Source organism: Bradyrhizobium sp. Arg237L (assembly GCF_029990105.1).
Classification (GTDB): Bacteria; Pseudomonadota; Alphaproteobacteria; order Rhizobiales; family Xanthobacteraceae; genus Bradyrhizobium.
Genome location: NZ_JAQMIL010000013.1, coordinates 72,518 through 87,374, shown reverse-complemented (window position 1 = coordinate 87,374; position 14,857 = coordinate 72,518). Strand labels below are relative to the sequence as shown.

13 protein-coding genes are annotated in these 14,857 nt (G+C 62.6%); 2 read left to right on the top strand and 11 right to left on the bottom strand.

Translation table 11 applies throughout. From position 1 onward, the window contains the following. Nucleotides 1-149: 149 nt before the first annotated feature. The 5 genes from OZ411_RS10680 to OZ411_RS10660 all read right to left on the bottom strand — a co-directional run bounded on the left by OZ411_RS10680 (nt 150) and on the right by OZ411_RS10660 (nt 7,114). Entirely contained in the window at nt 150-1,304 is a 1,155-nt protein-coding gene (locus OZ411_RS10680; protein ID WP_282527898.1) for an ABC transporter substrate-binding protein, read from the bottom strand. A gap of 77 nt (nt 1,305-1,381) precedes the next feature. After that, nucleotides 1,382-2,587: a 2Fe-2S iron-sulfur cluster-binding protein gene (locus OZ411_RS10675; protein WP_282527897.1), complete on the bottom strand. Its 1,206-nt coding sequence runs from the start codon at nt 2,585-2,587 to the stop codon at nt 1,382-1,384. Beyond that, nucleotides 2,584-3,420 (bottom strand): FAD binding domain-containing protein, encoded by an 837-nt coding sequence (locus OZ411_RS10670; RefSeq protein WP_130576623.1) that lies wholly within the window; start codon nt 3,418-3,420, stop codon nt 2,584-2,586. Before OZ411_RS10670 ends, OZ411_RS10675 begins: the two co-directional genes overlap by 4 nt. Continuing rightward, entirely contained in the window at nt 3,417-5,708 is a 2,292-nt protein-coding gene (locus OZ411_RS10665) for a xanthine dehydrogenase family protein molybdopterin-binding subunit (RefSeq protein ID WP_282527924.1), read from the bottom strand. Before OZ411_RS10665 ends, OZ411_RS10670 begins: the two co-directional genes overlap by 4 nt. A 128-nt stretch (nt 5,709-5,836) precedes the next feature. Beyond that, complete coding sequence (locus tag OZ411_RS10660; protein WP_282527896.1) at nt 5,837-7,114, bottom strand: amidohydrolase/deacetylase family metallohydrolase; 1,278 nt, start codon at nt 7,112-7,114, stop codon at nt 5,837-5,839. 163 nt (nt 7,115-7,277) lie between these two features. Here OZ411_RS10660 and OZ411_RS10655 point away from each other — a divergent pair, with 163 nt between their 5' ends. Together OZ411_RS10655 and OZ411_RS10650 are read left to right on the top strand one after the other, a co-directional pair. Beyond that, entirely contained in the window at nt 7,278-7,772 is a 495-nt protein-coding gene (locus OZ411_RS10655; RefSeq protein WP_282527895.1) for a MarR family transcriptional regulator, read from the top strand. Nucleotides 7,773-8,082: 310 nt separating this feature from the next. Next, nucleotides 8,083-9,501, top strand: a complete 1,419-nt coding sequence (locus OZ411_RS10650) for a cytosine permease (RefSeq protein WP_282527894.1) — start codon at nt 8,083-8,085, stop codon at nt 9,499-9,501. A gap of 71 nt (nt 9,502-9,572) precedes the next feature. Here OZ411_RS10650 and OZ411_RS10645 read toward each other — a convergent pair whose 3' ends face one another. The 6 genes from OZ411_RS10645 to OZ411_RS10620 all read right to left on the bottom strand — a co-directional run bounded on the left by OZ411_RS10645 (nt 9,573) and on the right by OZ411_RS10620 (nt 14,780). Continuing rightward, a complete protein-coding gene (locus OZ411_RS10645; protein ID WP_282527893.1) occupies nt 9,573-10,715 on the bottom strand; it encodes an acyl-CoA dehydrogenase family protein in 1,143 nt (380 codons plus the stop codon). Between the two features lie 33 nt (nt 10,716-10,748). After that, nucleotides 10,749-11,420, bottom strand: a complete 672-nt coding sequence (locus tag OZ411_RS10640) for an enoyl-CoA hydratase/isomerase family protein (protein WP_282527923.1) — start codon at nt 11,418-11,420, stop codon at nt 10,749-10,751. A 107-nt stretch (nt 11,421-11,527) separates the two neighbouring features. Next, a complete protein-coding gene (locus OZ411_RS10635) occupies nt 11,528-12,232 on the bottom strand; it encodes an ABC transporter ATP-binding protein (protein ID WP_282527892.1) in 705 nt (234 codons plus the stop codon). Beyond that, the gene (locus OZ411_RS10630) at nt 12,225-12,995 is read right to left on the bottom strand and encodes an ABC transporter ATP-binding protein (protein WP_130576594.1); all 771 of its coding nucleotides are present in this window, start codon (nt 12,993-12,995) and stop codon (nt 12,225-12,227) included. Before OZ411_RS10630 ends, OZ411_RS10635 begins: the two co-directional genes overlap by 8 nt. Continuing rightward, nucleotides 12,985-13,899, bottom strand: coding sequence for a branched-chain amino acid ABC transporter permease (locus OZ411_RS10625; RefSeq protein WP_282527891.1), 915 nt, complete (start codon nt 13,897-13,899; stop codon nt 12,985-12,987). Before OZ411_RS10625 ends, OZ411_RS10630 begins: the two co-directional genes overlap by 11 nt. A gap of 20 nt (nt 13,900-13,919) precedes the next feature. Then, the gene (locus OZ411_RS10620) at nt 13,920-14,780 is read right to left on the bottom strand and encodes a branched-chain amino acid ABC transporter permease (RefSeq protein ID WP_282527890.1); all 861 of its coding nucleotides are present in this window, start codon (nt 14,778-14,780) and stop codon (nt 13,920-13,922) included. Nucleotides 14,781-14,857: the final 77 nt, after the last annotated feature.

Here is a 14,857-nt window from a genome sequence, read left to right as displayed (position 1 = left end):
GATCGGCGCTTCGCGCCGTCCGAGTACAGGCTCCGCGCCGGGTGAAGGCTCTCTCCACACGGCGACTCGCGGAGATACCCTCACCCCAGCCCTCTCCCGCACGCCGGAGAGGGAGCGGAGCGCCGTCGTTGCTCGCTTCAATCTCATCGTCACAGCGTCTTCATGTCGACTTTGCCGTCGCTGATCTCGATCAGGTAGACGTTCGGCTGGCTCTGGCCGCTCTCCTTGCCTGCAGGTCCGGACTTGCGGAATACGATATCGCCGTTCAAACCCTTCACGTTGATGTCCCACAGCGCCGCCTTGATCGCCGCGGGCTCCGCCTTGCCCGCCTTCTCGATCGCGGCCGCCGCGGTGCGAATGCCGTCATAGCCGCGGAAGCTCTCGGTGCAGCCGGCGAAATCGAAGCCGCGCTTCTTCCATTCCGACACGAAATAGTTGGTCGCTTCCGGGTTCGGCGTCTTCTCGGGGAACCAGGGCAGGAAGGTCGTCAAGTGCATGGTGCCGTTGGCCGCGGCGCCCGCCTGCGCGATGATCTGATCCGGATTCTGCGAGCCGCCAGTGGTGATGATGCGCTTCTTCAGGCCCAGCGCCGCCGCCTGCTTGAAGATCAAGGTGAGCTGGTCGACCGCGGTCGTGACAATGACGGTTTCGGAGTCCGAGCCCTTGATCTTGGAGAGCTGCGCGCTCATGTCCTGCGCGCCCTGGTCCATGGTCTCGACCAGGCCGATGCCGATCCCCTTCTCCTTCATCATCTTGCTGAAATCCTCGGCGGTGCCGCGGCCCCAGTCGTTGTTGATGACGAGGAAATCGACCTTCTTCAACGCGAGCTTGTCGACGATGCCCTTGAAGGCCGCGGCTTCGACCGACGACGGCGGCGAGATGCGGAAGATGAAGGGGTTTCCGGTGGTGGTGATCTTGCTCGACGACGACGTCTCGACGACCATCGGCGTCTCATACTCGATCAGCTTCGGCATCACCGCGAGCGTCAGGCTCGAGCCCCAGGCGCCCATCAGCACCGGCACCTTGTCGCTGGTGATCAGCTTCTCGGCGACGGCCGCCGCTTCGGTCGGATTGCTCTTGTTGTCCTCGATGACGAGCTCGATCTTCTTGCCGAGAATGCCGCCCTTGGCGTTGATCTCGTCGGCGGCGATCTTGGCACCGTTGACGACATAGGTGCCGGAGGCGGCAAACGCGCCGGTGAGCGGTTCGTTCACGCCAATCTTGATGGTTTGCGCCTCGGCCCCGCTGCCAAGCAAAACCGTCACCAGCGCAATTGCCGGAACAATCCTGGAAGTCCTTATCATGTGGCTCTCCAATTCCTCTGTTGATCTCCGCGCAGTCCCAACCTCGCCACCCCGCGATATGGGGAGACGCCGAAACATCATGCCGTTCCGTCTCGCTTGACGAAGCGACCCAACCAGCGCGCGATGCGCGCGCGCAAAACTCCCGAAATCATCGAAAATCCCTCCAGCTCCTTCGCGGTTGCCTGCTCGGGCGAGGCCCCCGACATGCGGCGATCGAGATTGGCGGCAAATTCCGCGGTCAGCCGCTCGGCGAGGTCGCGCACCAATCCCGGCCGCCCGACCTGCGCCAGCATTCCCGTCAGCGTGTATCCGATTAAGAGATCGACGCGCGTCGCCGCGCCCTCTTCGATCGGCGCCAACCGGTACCGGATTTCGCCCTGGGTCGCCGATCGGCTGCGCCGGTCGTTGCCGATGCCGACGATGCGACCGGAGAGATTCCTCGGTTCGCGCTCGATGCGCGCCGTCCCCTGGAAGCTCGCGGCGATCGGACCAAGCTTGACGCGGATGGCGCCTTCGACCCGTTCGGGGCTCGGGACCGCCGTCAACGACGCGCCTGGCAGGCAAGCCGCAACGGCGGCGATGTCGTCGAACATCGCAAAGACATCCTTTGGCGGGTATGGAAGCGTGAAGTCCCGTTCCAGCCTGTTGGTCGGCGTGAAGTCCGCTATCTCGGCCGGCGATACCGCCGCCTCGGATGCATAGGCGGGTTCAGCCTCAATTGGCCGCGACGCCTGGATCGCGCCCTCTCGCCCGCTTCGCCCGGAGCCCGCTGGCCCCAGGACCTTTCGGCCTCCGTCCGGTTCGGGCGCGATATTGCGGGCACGCCGCGCCGCGATCACGGACTGCACGGCACGCACGATGCCGACATAACCGGTGCAGCGGCAGAGATTGCCGCTCAAGCCGATGCGAATCTGGCGCTCGTCGGCCGCGGTCAGGCGCAGGACGAGGTCGCGCGCGGAGACCAGCATACCCGGCGTGCAATAGCCGCATTGCAGGGCGTGCTCGCGGGTGAAGGCGGCGCGGAGCTCGGTCGTGATGTCATCCTCATCGAGGCCCTCGATCGTGGTGATATCGGCACCCTCGCAAGCCACCGCATAAGTGATGCATGAGCGCGCTGGCACACCGTCGAGCAGCACTGTGCAGGCGCCGCAGACACCATGCTCGCAACCAAGATGCGTACCGGTCAAATCAAGCTTGTCGCGAACGAAGTCGGCCAGACTCGTGCGCGGCTCCGCCTCAGCCTGTACCGCACGTCGGTTGACGTTGAGCGCAATCATGTTCATGCGGCCGCCTCACGGACGGCGCGCCTGAGCACGCTCACATGGATATGTCGGTCGGCCGGATTGCCGATGCCGGCCTTGGCGAGAAGAGCGTCGGCGACGCGCACGTCAAAGCGCTCCTTGTAGTCGCCGGCGATGCGCCCGCCGAACAGTTCCGCGGCATCCGAGATCACGATCGGCGTGGTGTCGATCGCGCCCATCACCACGCGCGCCGTCGCAGCGCTCGGATCGATCATCACGGCGCCGAGCGCATGCGCGAACTCGCCGGTCTTGCGGCAGCTCTTGACGTAGCCCCAATGCGCCGATGCCGGCCGCGCCGGAACATGGATGGTCTCGACGATCTCGCCGGGCCGCAAAATGGATTCAAGCGCGCCAAGGATGAAATCTTCCATCGCGACGGTACGCGCTCCTGCGAGGCTGCGCAGCGTCAGCCGCGCGCCGAAAGCCGCAAACGCCGACACCCAGTCCGCGGCCGGATCGGCATGGCTGAGCGAGCCGCCGATCGTGCCGCGATTGCGCACCGCGCGATAGGCAATGTTGGCGGCGACACCCCGCATGGCGCCACGCGTCACATCCGGCGTTCGTCCATCCTCGATGTCGGCATGCGTGATGCAGGCCCCGAGCACGAGTTCGTCGCCGCGTCGCTCGGCCTGCTTGAGCTCGGCAAGGCCGGTGATGTCGACGACCAGTTCCGGCTGGACCAGTCGCAGGTTGAGCATCGGACCTAGCGACTGCCCGCCGGCGATGATCTTCGACGCCCCGTTGGCTTCCGCCAACAGCGAAAGCGCTGCCGGCAGGTCGCGCGGACGCTCATAGCCGAAGGGCGCGGGTTTCATGCCGCCGTCCTTTCTGCATCGCGAGCGGCGAGCACAGCCTCGACAATACGGTGCGGCGTAATCGGCGACTGCATCATCTCGACGCCAAGCGGTCTCAACGCATCATTGACGGCATTGGCGATCGCGGCCGGCGGTGCGATCGCGCCGCCCTCGCCGATGCCCTTCACCCCGAACTGCGTATAGGGCGACGGCGTCTCCATGTGATCGAGGCGTGCAGCGGGCACCTCGGTCGGTCCGGGCAGGAGATAATCGGCGAGCGTCGTCGCAAGCGGCTGGCCGGATGCGTCGAACGGCATCTCCTCATAGAGCGCGGTGCCGATACCCTGCGCGAGGCCACCATAGATCTGGCCGTCCACCACCATCGGATTGACCAGCACGCCGCCATCCTCGACGACGACATAGTCGAGGATCTCGACTTCACCCAAATCGGGATCAACGGCGACGACGGCTGCATGCGCGGCGTAGCTGAAGGTACCGCTGTCGCGCTGCGGCTTGTAGCCGGAGGTGACCTCAAGTCCGCCGGGATCGACGTCGGCAGGGAGATCCTGCGGGCGGCGATACCAGGTGTAGGCGATCTCCTTCAACGTCACGCTGCCGTTGACACCGCGGACCTCACCGCTCTGCAGCACCACCGCTGCCGGATCGTGCTGCAACAGCTTGGCACCGATGCGCCTGGCGCGCTCGCCGAGTTCGCGGCACGCGGTTGCGACTGCGCCACCCGCCATCACCATCGAACGCGAACCCCAGGTGCCCGTCGAATAAGGAGTCATCGCGGTGTCGCCGAGGATGATACGCACGTTGGCGACATCAATGCCGAGCATCTCGTGGGCGACCTGCGCGAGCGTCGTCTCCATGCCCTGCCCGTGCGAATGCACGCCGACGCGCAGTTCGAGACCACCATCCGGCGTCAGCCGCGCGGACGCCTGCTCGTGACCCGGCACCATCGGAATGCCCCAGCCGGCATAGACCGAGGTGCCATGTGCCGCCTGCTCGCAATAGATGGAAACGCCGACGCCGATCCGCCGTCCATCAGCCTCTCGCTTGCGCTGCCGGACGCGGACCGCGTCGACATCGATCGTCGCCAAAGCTCGCCGCATCGCCTCGGGATAGTCGCCGCTGTCGAAGTGCTTCTTGGTGATGTTGTCGAACGGCATCTGCTCCGGCCGGATCAGGTTGCGCAGGCGCACTTCGCCGGGCTCGAGGCCCGCTTCCGCGGCGACCAGATCCAGCATCAGTTCCAGCGCAAAGCAGACGCCGGTGCGCGCGACGCCACGATAGGGCAGGATCGGGCACTTGTTGGTCGCAACCGAGAAAGTCCGGCAACGATAGGCCGGCATCAGATAGGGACCGGGCAGGATGCTCGCGACCTGCGCCGCCTCGAGACAGGCCGAGAACGGATAAGAGGAATAGGCGCCGGAATCCACCGTCGCCTCGCAATCGATGCCGCGCAGCCTTCCGTCGCTGTTGGCATAGACCGTGATCTTGTAGTGATGCTCCCGGCAGTTCGAGCTCGCCGTGAGATGCTCGCGGCGATCCTCGGTCCAGCGCACCGGATGGCCACAGCGCATGGTCAGCCAGGAGAGGCAGACTTCCTCGGGAAGCAGAATTCCCTTGTGGCCAAAGCCGCCGCCGACATCGGGCGAGATCAGGCGGATCCTCCCCTCCTCCATACCAAGGCATTCGGCAAGGCCGCTGCGGGTGACATGCGGCATCTGGGCGGCCGAATAGAGCGTGAGCTGATCGAGCCGGTGATCGAAGGTCGCGACCACGCCGCGCCCCTCAAGCGGCGACATGCACTGCCGTGCGGTCGATATCTCGCGCGTCACCTTGATCGGCGCATCCAGCGCTGTTGAGATGTCGACCTCGTAGTTGGTTTCTAGGAAGACGTTGTCGCCCCAATGCTCGTGCACCAGCGCCGCATGGGGCTCGCGCGCCTTCAACATGTCGTAGACGGCGGGAAGCTCTTCGAGATCGAGCGCTACGGCAGCCGCGATGTCCTCGGCCTCTGCACGCGTTGGCGCCACGCACATCGCGACGAGTTCACCGACCTGGCGGACCTTGCCGCTGGCCAGCACCGGCTGTTCGGAAATCTTGAAGCCCGGCAACGCCGACACCGCGCGGATCGGCTTGACGCCGATGAGATCGGCGGCAGTGAAGACTTTTCCACGATAGCGCTCGGGCACATGAATGCCACTGATACGCGCGTGGGCCAGCGGGCTGCGCACGAACGCAACATCCTGCAGCCCGGCAAGACGAATGTCGGCCACGAACTGGCCGCGGCCGCGCATCAGCCGATCGTCCTCCTTGCGCGGCAGCCGCGCACCGACGCCCTGCCCGGCGCCTGCCCCTGGTGCGGAGGAAAAGTCACGCTCGTTGCGCACGGTGGGGTCTCCCCGATCGGACTGCTACGGCCTCCTTACGCCGCGACCGCCTGCGGCAGGATCGGCGCCACCGCGTTGTAGCGCGTGCCGGCGCGCAAACAGAACGCCGGCTGCAGCAGCCGTTCGGCGATGGCTTCATTCCTCTCGTTGTCGCGAAGGACGAAACGCCCGGTCTGCTCCGTGAGCACCGAGACATCGGCATCTCTGTCGACTTTGAGCGCGCCGATCTCCTCGTCCCGGCCGAGCATCTTCGCCGGATTGGAGGTGACCATCGGCACCACCTGCTCGAGCGAGAGCCCCAGCGCCATCATCGAGCTCATCGCCTGCACCAGGCTGAACTTTGCCTGGCCGGCGAACGGATGGTTTTCTTCGTCCTCGTGCTGGTCCGGCGTGCCGGCGGGCGCGGGCACATGAGTGTTGTAGCCGTGGATGTCGGCGCCGAGCGTGGTCGGGACGATGCCGGCACTGATCGCCTTCTTGGCGAGCCGGTACGAGAAATGACTGCCATGGCCGACATCGACCTTGAGGCCGCGGTCGAGCGCCGCCCGGATCACAGGATGCACCTCGCCATCGCGGTTGACGAAGCCGCCCGGATGGCGCGTGAACGGATGCGCGAGAATGTCTCCTTCGCGCAACAACGGGATCACACGCGTCAGGATGGTGTCGGCATCCTCACCGTTCGCGCCGCTTTCAGGCAGGCCCCAGAGCTGGCCGAAGTGGACATAGACCGGCAAATCGGCGCGGCGACCGATCTCCGCCGACATTTCGATGACGCGAATGCCCCAGCGCGCAAAGCCACCGATCTCGGCATGCGCCTTGATACCGCGAACGATGTCAGGATTGGCCCTCGCAGCCTTGACGGTGGCGTCGATGTCGACTCCGTCAGGGCTATAGAGCTGCGGATAGTAATGTCCTTCGAGCCCGCCAACGAGATAGGCCGACAGGAACGCATAGACGCGCGACTTCGAGGTCTCGGCAACAAAGTGACGAAAGCCCGGCAGCGTCATGCAGGACGGACCGCCCTGATCGACCAGCGTCGTAACGCCCGACTGCACTCCGACCATGTCGGCATTCATTCCGAACCGTCCGGTGACGTATTGATAGACATGCGCATGCGTATCGATCAGTCCCGGCAGCACCAGCTTGCCGGCGACGTCGATCACTTCCCTCGCACTGGTTGGCAGGATATCCGCCTGTACCGCCGCGATCTTGCCGTTGCGAATGGCAACATCCCGGATGCCGTCGATGCCGGAGGCCGGGCAGATCACGCGGCCGCCACGCAAAAGCAGGTCGAAGCTGGCGCTGATGGACATGAACGTTCTCCTTAAGGCTCGCCGGCGGGTTGATCCCGCTCTCGCGGAAATACGAAGCATGCTTCGTATTTTCCAAAAAGCAAGCTTCATGCCATGATCTGGTGATGGCGCGTGCACTCGAATCGGGCTACTCGCGCCACGTTCCAAGGCTGGAGACTGTGCGTTGCAGCAAGCGAAGAAGCGTCGCGGTGAGACCAGGCATCGCCCATGGCCATTGTCACAACGGCCAGGGTTCCTGATCCGGCGCCTGCATCAGATCCACGTCGCGCTGTTCCAGGAAGCGTGCGGCCAATTCGAGATAACGCCGCTGCAATACAGCCTGCTGTCGGCGCTAGCGGCGCGAGGAACCGCCGATCAGACCACATTGGCGGCCGATATCGCGCTGGATCGGACCACGACGACCGGCGCGCTGAAGCGGCTCGCTGCCCGCAATCTGGTCGAACGGGCCGTCAACAAAGACGACCGACGCGCCCGGCTCTGCCGGTTGACATCGGCCGGAACGGCCCTGCTCTCCCGGATCGAGGCATCGGCGCGGACCGCACATCACGCCACCCTCGCCGGCTTGACAGAGAAGGAACGCAGCTTGTTCATCGAAATGATGCAACGCATCGTTGCGGGCAACGCCAATCGCGACAGCGCTGCTGCCCTTTTCGACTAGATGGAACGGGAGTCGCTGGCTGTCTTTTTGGCGCGGGCTGCACAATCTGTGATCGCACGCTCGCTATTGCGGTCCCGGCTCTGCCGACGCCCGGACTGGCATGACCAAGCGTTGCAACGACCGGCCTGCACGTCGACATAGACCGGGAGCGACACCGTCTCGACCTTGAAAAGACAGCGTCAATTTTTCGAACCACCCGTCGCATCGGCGTGCGGAGCGGCACGCTTTGCGGACGCGCCTTCCTTTCATGGCATGATTGTTGCTGCGCCCGACGATTACGAAGCGTGCTTCGTATTGAACGGGGGATGTCATGACGGATTCCGAGCTTCGCGCCGATATTCATAGCATCGAGCCTATTCCCGACGCCGACCGGGACTCCACCGGACCGCAGCAAATGTGGATCTGGGCAGGCGCCAATATCGCGCCGGTCAACTGGGCCCTCGGCGCGCTTGGCATCATCCTGAAGCTCGGCCTCATGGAAACGATCGCGGTGATCGTGATCGGCAACATCATCGGCTGCGCGATCTTTGCGTCCTTCACCGTGATGGGTCACAGGACCGGCGTCAACCAAATGGTCTTGAGCCGCTCGGCCTTCGGCGTTCGCGGCGCCTATCTTCCGAGCGTCCTGATGTTCCTGATGACGCTGTGCTGGATCGGCGTGAACACCTACTTCCCCGTGAAGATCGCAGTCGCCATTCTTGGCCAGTTCGGCATTCCCGACACTTGGCTGGTCGAGATCATCATCATCACGCTGGTGATGGTGCTTCAGGTCGGGATCGGCGTGTACGGCTTCTACGCGATCCGGACCTTCGAGAAATATACGGTGCCGGCGACGGTTGCCATCATGATCCTGATGAGCGTGCTGGCGTGGTCGCGTCCGGGCGTCGTCAATTGGGGCCTCACCACGTCCCTTTCGGGTGGCGCGCATCTGGCGATGCTGACGCTGCTGATGACGGCGGTCGGCGTCGGTTGGGGCATCTCCTGGGTCACCTGGGCATCTGACTATTCGCGCTTCGTGCCGAGGAGCGTGCCGTCAAGCTCCGTGTTCTGGTACAGCTATGTCGGCATGTTCGTTCCGAGCGTGTGGCTCGCCATCCTGGGCGCGACGATCGCCAGCACAACGCTGGATACCGATCCGGCCAAGATGGTCAGCGCGGTGTTCGGCGGTCCGACCAGCATCCTGGTGCTGCTGATGGTGCTGCACGGACCGATTGCGACCAATATCCTCAATGTCTATTCGGCTGCGCTCGCCGCGCTCAGCGCAGGATTCAAGCTCTCGCGCGTCGCGCTAGCGATCATCGTCGGCATCGCCGGCTATCTGGTCACGCTGTACTTCATCTTCGCGCCGTCATTTGCGAAGGCGTTCGACAACTGGATGATCAGCCTCTTGTTGTGGATGAGCCCGTGGGCCGGCGTCGTGCTCGCCGATTTCTACATCAAGCGAAGGGGCAAGATCGACGTCGCCGAACTCTACCGCTCGCCGCAGACCAGCGCCTATGGCGACATCAATTGGAGCGGGATCATCGCCTTCTTCGCGGGTCTCGTTGCCGGCTGGTCGGTGGAAGACGGCCTCGTTAGCGCACTGCAGGGGCCGATCTCGACCGGCCTCCTCGGCGGCGCGGATTTGAGCTGGCTGTTCGGCATCGGCGTATCGGCCGCAGTATATCTGGCACTCAGCAAGCGCGCGACCGCCACCACGCCTGTTGCCGCGACCAGCGCGAGCCAGTGAAGGGATAGTGGATCATCACCTGACGTCGCCCCGGGCAACGGGCATGTAGGCAATCTGATCTTAGCAGTGCGTTACGCCATCAGCTCACGAGCGATCACCAGACGCTGGATTTCGCTTGTACCCTCAAGGATACGAAGGACCCGTGCTTCGCCGAGGAGCCCGGACACCTCATACTCTTCGAACGCACCGTAGCCGCCGTGAACCTGCAGAGCGATATCGGCAACTTCACTCGCCATTTCGGTCGCAAATAACTTGGCCATGGATGTTTCGAGACGGAATGGCCGGTCCGCGTCTGCCAAGCAGGCAGCATTGCGGATCATGAGTTCAGCCGCGTGAATCTTCGTAAGCGCGTCGGCTAGCGGGAATGTCAGTCCTTGGTGATTGAATATCGGCACTCCGCCGATCTTGCGACCTGCCCCATAGGTTTTCGCGAGGTCCATCGCCTTGCGGGCGAGCCCCAGGCCTGTGGCGCCAACAAGAATGCGGCCGATGCTTAGAGTGGTAAGTATCTGCTTCAATCCGTCCCCACGATTGCCGATCATATTCGCTTTTGGCACGCGGCATTCATCGAGAAACAGCTCCACCGAATCTGCAATCCGCCAGCCAATCTTGCGCCCGGGCTTGCCGACCTTAAAGCCAGGCGTTCCAACCGGAACGACGAAGGTCGAGAGTCCCTTGGGGCCCAGCTCCGGGTCGGTGACAGCGACGAACGTCGACACTCCGTGCAGAGGCGTGCCGGCATTGGTGGAGAACACCTTCGATCCCGACAGCACAAAGGAATCGCCATCTTCCACGGCTCGTGTCTTGATGCTGGCGACGTCCGACCCGCCGCTGGGCTCGGTTACGCCGAACGAAGCGATGAAATCGCCACGGCATAGCGGCTCCAGCCACTTCTTCTTGACTTCGTCGGAACCGTAGCGCGCGATCACCGTCATCGGCGCGCTGTTGCAAAGATAGATCGCCGCGAAGCCCGGCTCTGCGCGAGCCAGCGTCTCGGCCACGATCGCCGCGCCTCGGGTGCCAAGTCCGCCGCCGGCGAAATCCGGATCGTAGGCCGTACCCATGAAGCCGAGTGAGAGAAACTCTCTGACGAGTTCGGTGGGAAACTCATGCCGGTCCACGAAAGGCTTGATCTTCGGCCGGATCGAACCTTCGGCGAACTGTTCGAGACCTTCTTTCAGCAGTCTTTCTTCTTCATTGAGGTCAAGGAGCATCGATCCAGTCCTTTCTGGTTGGGATGGCGGCCATCAGCGGTGCCGGAACTTGTCAAGAGTCGCCTGGGCGGCTCTCTCCCGACAATTGTCGAGGAAGAGGCGATTGGCTTCGAAGTCCATCGCCTCGGCATTTTCCATCAGATAGCCGGAAAAGAAGCGCTTGGTTGCCGCAACTGCCGGCCTTGGAAGCAAGGCCAGCTTCTCGGCGATACTGACAGCGGTCGAAAGCGCCTTGCCATCATCGCAACAATAATCGACCACACCAAGTTCGCGCGCCGCTTCGGCGGTCAGCAGCTCAAGGCAGAAGCAGAGCAAACGAGCCTTGACCAGCCCCACGCGAGCAACCAGCGACTTGATCCCCCAGGGAGTGAGCCATCCATGCGGCACCTCGGGCAAGCTCCATTTCGATCCGCGCCCCGCGACAACGACGTCGCAACATGTGGCGAATGTAAATCCGCCACCGATCGCGAACGCTTCGACCGCGGCAACGACGGGCTTGCTGATGAAACCGATCAGGCGGCCCAAGTCCCCGCATTCCTGCTCGAACCGCCCCATCGCCTCGAGACCGAGCGCGCCGATGAACTTCAGGTCGCTGCCGGCGGAAAAGCCAGGTGGCGCACCGACGAGGACGATGGCGCCGACACTCTCATCGCGATCCAGCTCGATCAGGGCCGCCCTCACCCCGTCCACGAGCTCCTGATTCATCGAATTGCGGCGCGAAGACCTCAACAAAGTGACGACCGCAACGTCACCCCGCTTCTCCAGACCAACAACTTCCTGCTTTGCACTCATGGATCACCAGCAAATTGACGTCACGCGCCAAGATACATCTGCTTGACCTCGGGAGCCTCCGAGAGCCGTTTCGCGTCACCCGACGTCACGATATTGCCGGACTGAAGCACGTAGGCGCGATCCGCGCATCCCAGTGCCATCACCGCATTCTGCTCCGCGAGCAGGATCGCAAGGCCCTCCTTGGCCAGATTGCGGATGATCTGCCCAAGTTCTTCGATAATGATCGGCGCGAGACCCAGTGTCGGCTCATCGAGCAGCATCAACTTCGGCCGAGACATCAATCCACGTCCGATGGCGAGCATCTGCTGTTCGCCACCCGACATCGAGCCAGCTCGCTGCGTGCTGCGCTCACGCAAACGAGGGAACATGGAAAAGATGCGTTCGATATCGTCTTCGACATGGTCGCGATCGGAACGATGGTAAGCTCCCATCAACAGGTTTTCATGGACCGACATTCGCGGAAAGATCTGGCGGCCTTCCGGAACGAGCACCAGCCCGCACTTGACGCGCTCGGCTGTCGATATGGAAGCCATGTCACTGCCGTCGAAGGCGATCTTGCCGGAGTCGCTCCTCTTCAACCCGGCGAGCGTGCGCAAGGTCGTCGATTTTCCAGCGGCATTCGGCCCGATCAGCGTGACGACTTCCCCCTGCCGAAGCTCAAAGGATACTCCTCTAAGGACCTTCTGCTTGCCGTAACTGACGTTGAGATCGGTGACATCAAGCATGCTTCTTGCCCAAATAGGCTTCGATGACTGCTTCGTTGGCGAGAACGTCTGCGGTCTTGCCGGTGGCGATGACCGCGCCGTGATGAAGTGCGATCGAGCGATCCGCCAGCCGGCCCAGGAACCCAACCTTATGATCAATGATGCAGAGCGTGACCCCATGCGTTCTCAAATCGCGCAGGACCGCGTCGAGGTTCATGATCTCATCGTGGCCGAGGCCCGAGGCCGGCTCGTCGAGCAACAGCAGCTCGGGCTCGCAAACCATTCCCATTGCCACCCCCAACATCTTCTCGCCCCCATAGGACAGAGCTCCCGCCTCTTCGTTTCGCTTGTCGGCCAGCCTGCACAATTCGAGCATCTGGTCGATTTTGCGGGTCAACGTGCCGTTCAGTTCAGCGGGCATGCCTCCGAATAGTGACCACACGCGACCGAAGCCTAATGCGCGTTTGATATGGAGGTGACATGCAATGCGCATGTGCTGGGCGACAGTCAGCTCGGGAAACAGTTGCGGATTCTGAAACGTCTTCACCAGTCCATGCTGCGCAACTTCAAACGGCGGAACCGCGCTGATATCCTTGCCTTTCCAGACAATGCTGCCGTCCGTCGGCACGAGAATTCCCGCGATCAGACTGAGCGTCGTTGTCTTCCCGGAGCCGTTGGGCCCGAAGATCCCGATGATTTCGCCCCGCTCGATTCCGAAGGAGACGTTCGAAACGGCTGTCAGACCGCCGAAGCGCTTGGTCAGATTCCGGATATCAAGCAGCATTTCTTTTGCTCCCGATCAGGCCAACGATGCCCTTCGGCATGAGCAGGATGACAAAGACCAGAATCGAACCGTAGAGCGCGATACGGAGCTCCGCGCTCAACTCGATGACGTGAGGAAGCGCCGTCAATACGAAGGCGCCGATCACGGGCCCGATCAGCGACCCAACCCCGCCGAGCAGAACCATCGCAATAATGTCTAGCCCGAGTGGTATCGAGAGATAGTGCGGCTCAACAAAACCTGAATAGAACCCGTAGAAGGCGCCGACCAAGCCTGCGAGCACGCTTCCGATCGCAAAGCTCAGCAGCTTGTATTTGAAAACATCGATACCCAGGGTTTCGCCTAACTGGTCGTTCAGGCGGATCGCTGCAAGGCACCGTCCGATCCACGACGAAAGGACCCCCTGACAGACGACGTATACGACAACCAACAGTGCCAGCGTCAGGTAGTACCAGGCAACCCCGCCCGAAATCGCAACGTTTCCAATCGGCGTCCAGAGGCTCGGCCTGTCCACGACGGTGATGCCAAGTGAGCCGTTCGTCATTCCGTTCCAGTTCAGAATGATCAACCGCAGCACCTCCGAAAACGCCATCGTGACCACGGCGAAGTAGAACTCTTTCAGCTTGAACCGGAAACAAATTGTTCCAACGATCAGCGACAGGATGAGAACGACGGCGAGGGCCGGAGCTATGGCCAACCAGAAATTCCAGCCGAACATCGTGACGAGGATCGTGACGATGTAGGCCGACACGCCGAAGGATGCCGCGTGGAACATCGACAACTGGCCGGTGAATCCGAATATCAGATTGAAGCTGACCGCCAGCGACGCAGCCATGAAGGCGTAAATCGCAATGGCAAGAACCGAATCGCTGTGAGCTATGAGAGGCGCCAGCAGCGCGGCGAGCATTCCGATGGCGATGGCGTATCTCATGGCCGATCTCCAAAGAGGCCGCTCGGACGAACGAGGAGAATCGCGATCAGGAAGACGAGCCCGTAGGCGTCACGGAAGGCGGATGGAAGGAAGACGGATCCTATGTTCTCGCTGATACCGAGAATGATGCCGCCGCCCAACGCTCCGATGACGCTTCCGACGCCGGCAAGGATCGCAGCTTCCACCGCCTTTAGAATGTATCCGGAGCCGATCGTCGGCTCGATCGAGTACATGCTGGCGTAGAGTCCCCCGCCAAGACCTGCGAGCGCCGTCGAGTATACGACGACGATCGTCTGCAATCGTCCGGTGTGAACCCCCATCAGCGCAGCCGCCTCGGGATTCTGCGCATAGGAGAACGCCGCACGGCCAAGCCAAGTGCGCGTCAACGCGAGATAAGTGCCGAATATCACGGCCAGGAAGACGACGCAGACAACGATTTTGATCTTGGGAAGGATAATCCCCGCGATGTTCAACGCGCCAGGCAGCACGTAAGTGAGGTCCTTCGGCGTCGTGGTGAAGGCCGCCAGCACGAGCGCCTCGAATACCGAGATCATGCCGATCGACACAAGCAAGCCATTGATGAGATTGCCGCGCGTGAATTGGAACAGCGCGCGATCCGAGACGTAACCGACGACGCTGACGGCACAGACGGCGCCAAGCACGGCCAACGCATACGGCAAGCCGAGCACATCGTAGAAATACCACGTTGTGTAGGCGCCGAGCATCATGAAGGCGCCCAATGCGAAATTCACAATGCCGGTCAAACCGAAGGTGAGCGTCACGCCGAGCGCGATGATGCCGTAGAGCGAGCCGACGATCACGCCGTTGAGCATCTGCCCGATAATTAGCTGCGACATGGATACTGTGTCCGTTAGGAGAGCACGCCATGGCAAATGCCCCTCCCCTCATCATGGAGGGGCTTTCCCGGACCAAG

Excerpts from the sequence above, each read along its gene's own strand:
- OZ411_RS10620 (WP_282527890.1), bottom strand. The coding sequence starts at position 14,780 with ATGTCGCAGCTAATTATCGGGCAGATGCTCAACGGCGTGATCGTCGGC.
- OZ411_RS10670 (WP_130576623.1), bottom strand. The coding sequence starts at position 3,420 with ATGAAACCCGCGCCCTTCGGCTATGAGCGTCCGCGCGACCTGCCGGCA.
- OZ411_RS10675 (WP_282527897.1), bottom strand. The coding sequence starts at position 2,587 with ATGAACATGATTGCGCTCAACGTCAACCGACGTGCGGTACAGGCTGAG.
- OZ411_RS10660 (WP_282527896.1), bottom strand. The coding sequence starts at position 7,114 with ATGTCCATCAGCGCCAGCTTCGACCTGCTTTTGCGTGGCGGCCGCGTG.
- OZ411_RS10645 (WP_282527893.1), bottom strand. The coding sequence starts at position 10,715 with ATGCTCCTTGACCTCAATGAAGAAGAAAGACTGCTGAAAGAAGGTCTC.
- OZ411_RS10635 (WP_282527892.1), bottom strand. The coding sequence starts at position 12,232 with ATGCTTGATGTCACCGATCTCAACGTCAGTTACGGCAAGCAGAAGGTC.
- OZ411_RS10665 (WP_282527924.1), bottom strand. The coding sequence starts at position 5,708 with ATGCGCGGCCGCGGCCAGTTCGTGGCCGACATTCGTCTTGCCGGGCTG.
- OZ411_RS10630 (WP_130576594.1), bottom strand. The coding sequence starts at position 12,995 with ATGCTGCTTGATATCCGGAATCTGACCAAGCGCTTCGGCGGTCTGACA.
- OZ411_RS10650 (WP_282527894.1), top strand. The coding sequence starts at position 8,083 with ATGACGGATTCCGAGCTTCGCGCCGATATTCATAGCATCGAGCCTATT.
- OZ411_RS10625 (WP_282527891.1), bottom strand. The coding sequence starts at position 13,899 with ATGCTCGCCGCGCTGCTGGCGCCTCTCATAGCTCACAGCGATTCGGTT.
- OZ411_RS10640 (WP_282527923.1), bottom strand. The coding sequence starts at position 11,420 with ATGAATCAGGAGCTCGTGGACGGGGTGAGGGCGGCCCTGATCGAGCTG.
- OZ411_RS10680 (WP_282527898.1), bottom strand. The coding sequence starts at position 1,304 with ATGATAAGGACTTCCAGGATTGTTCCGGCAATTGCGCTGGTGACGGTT.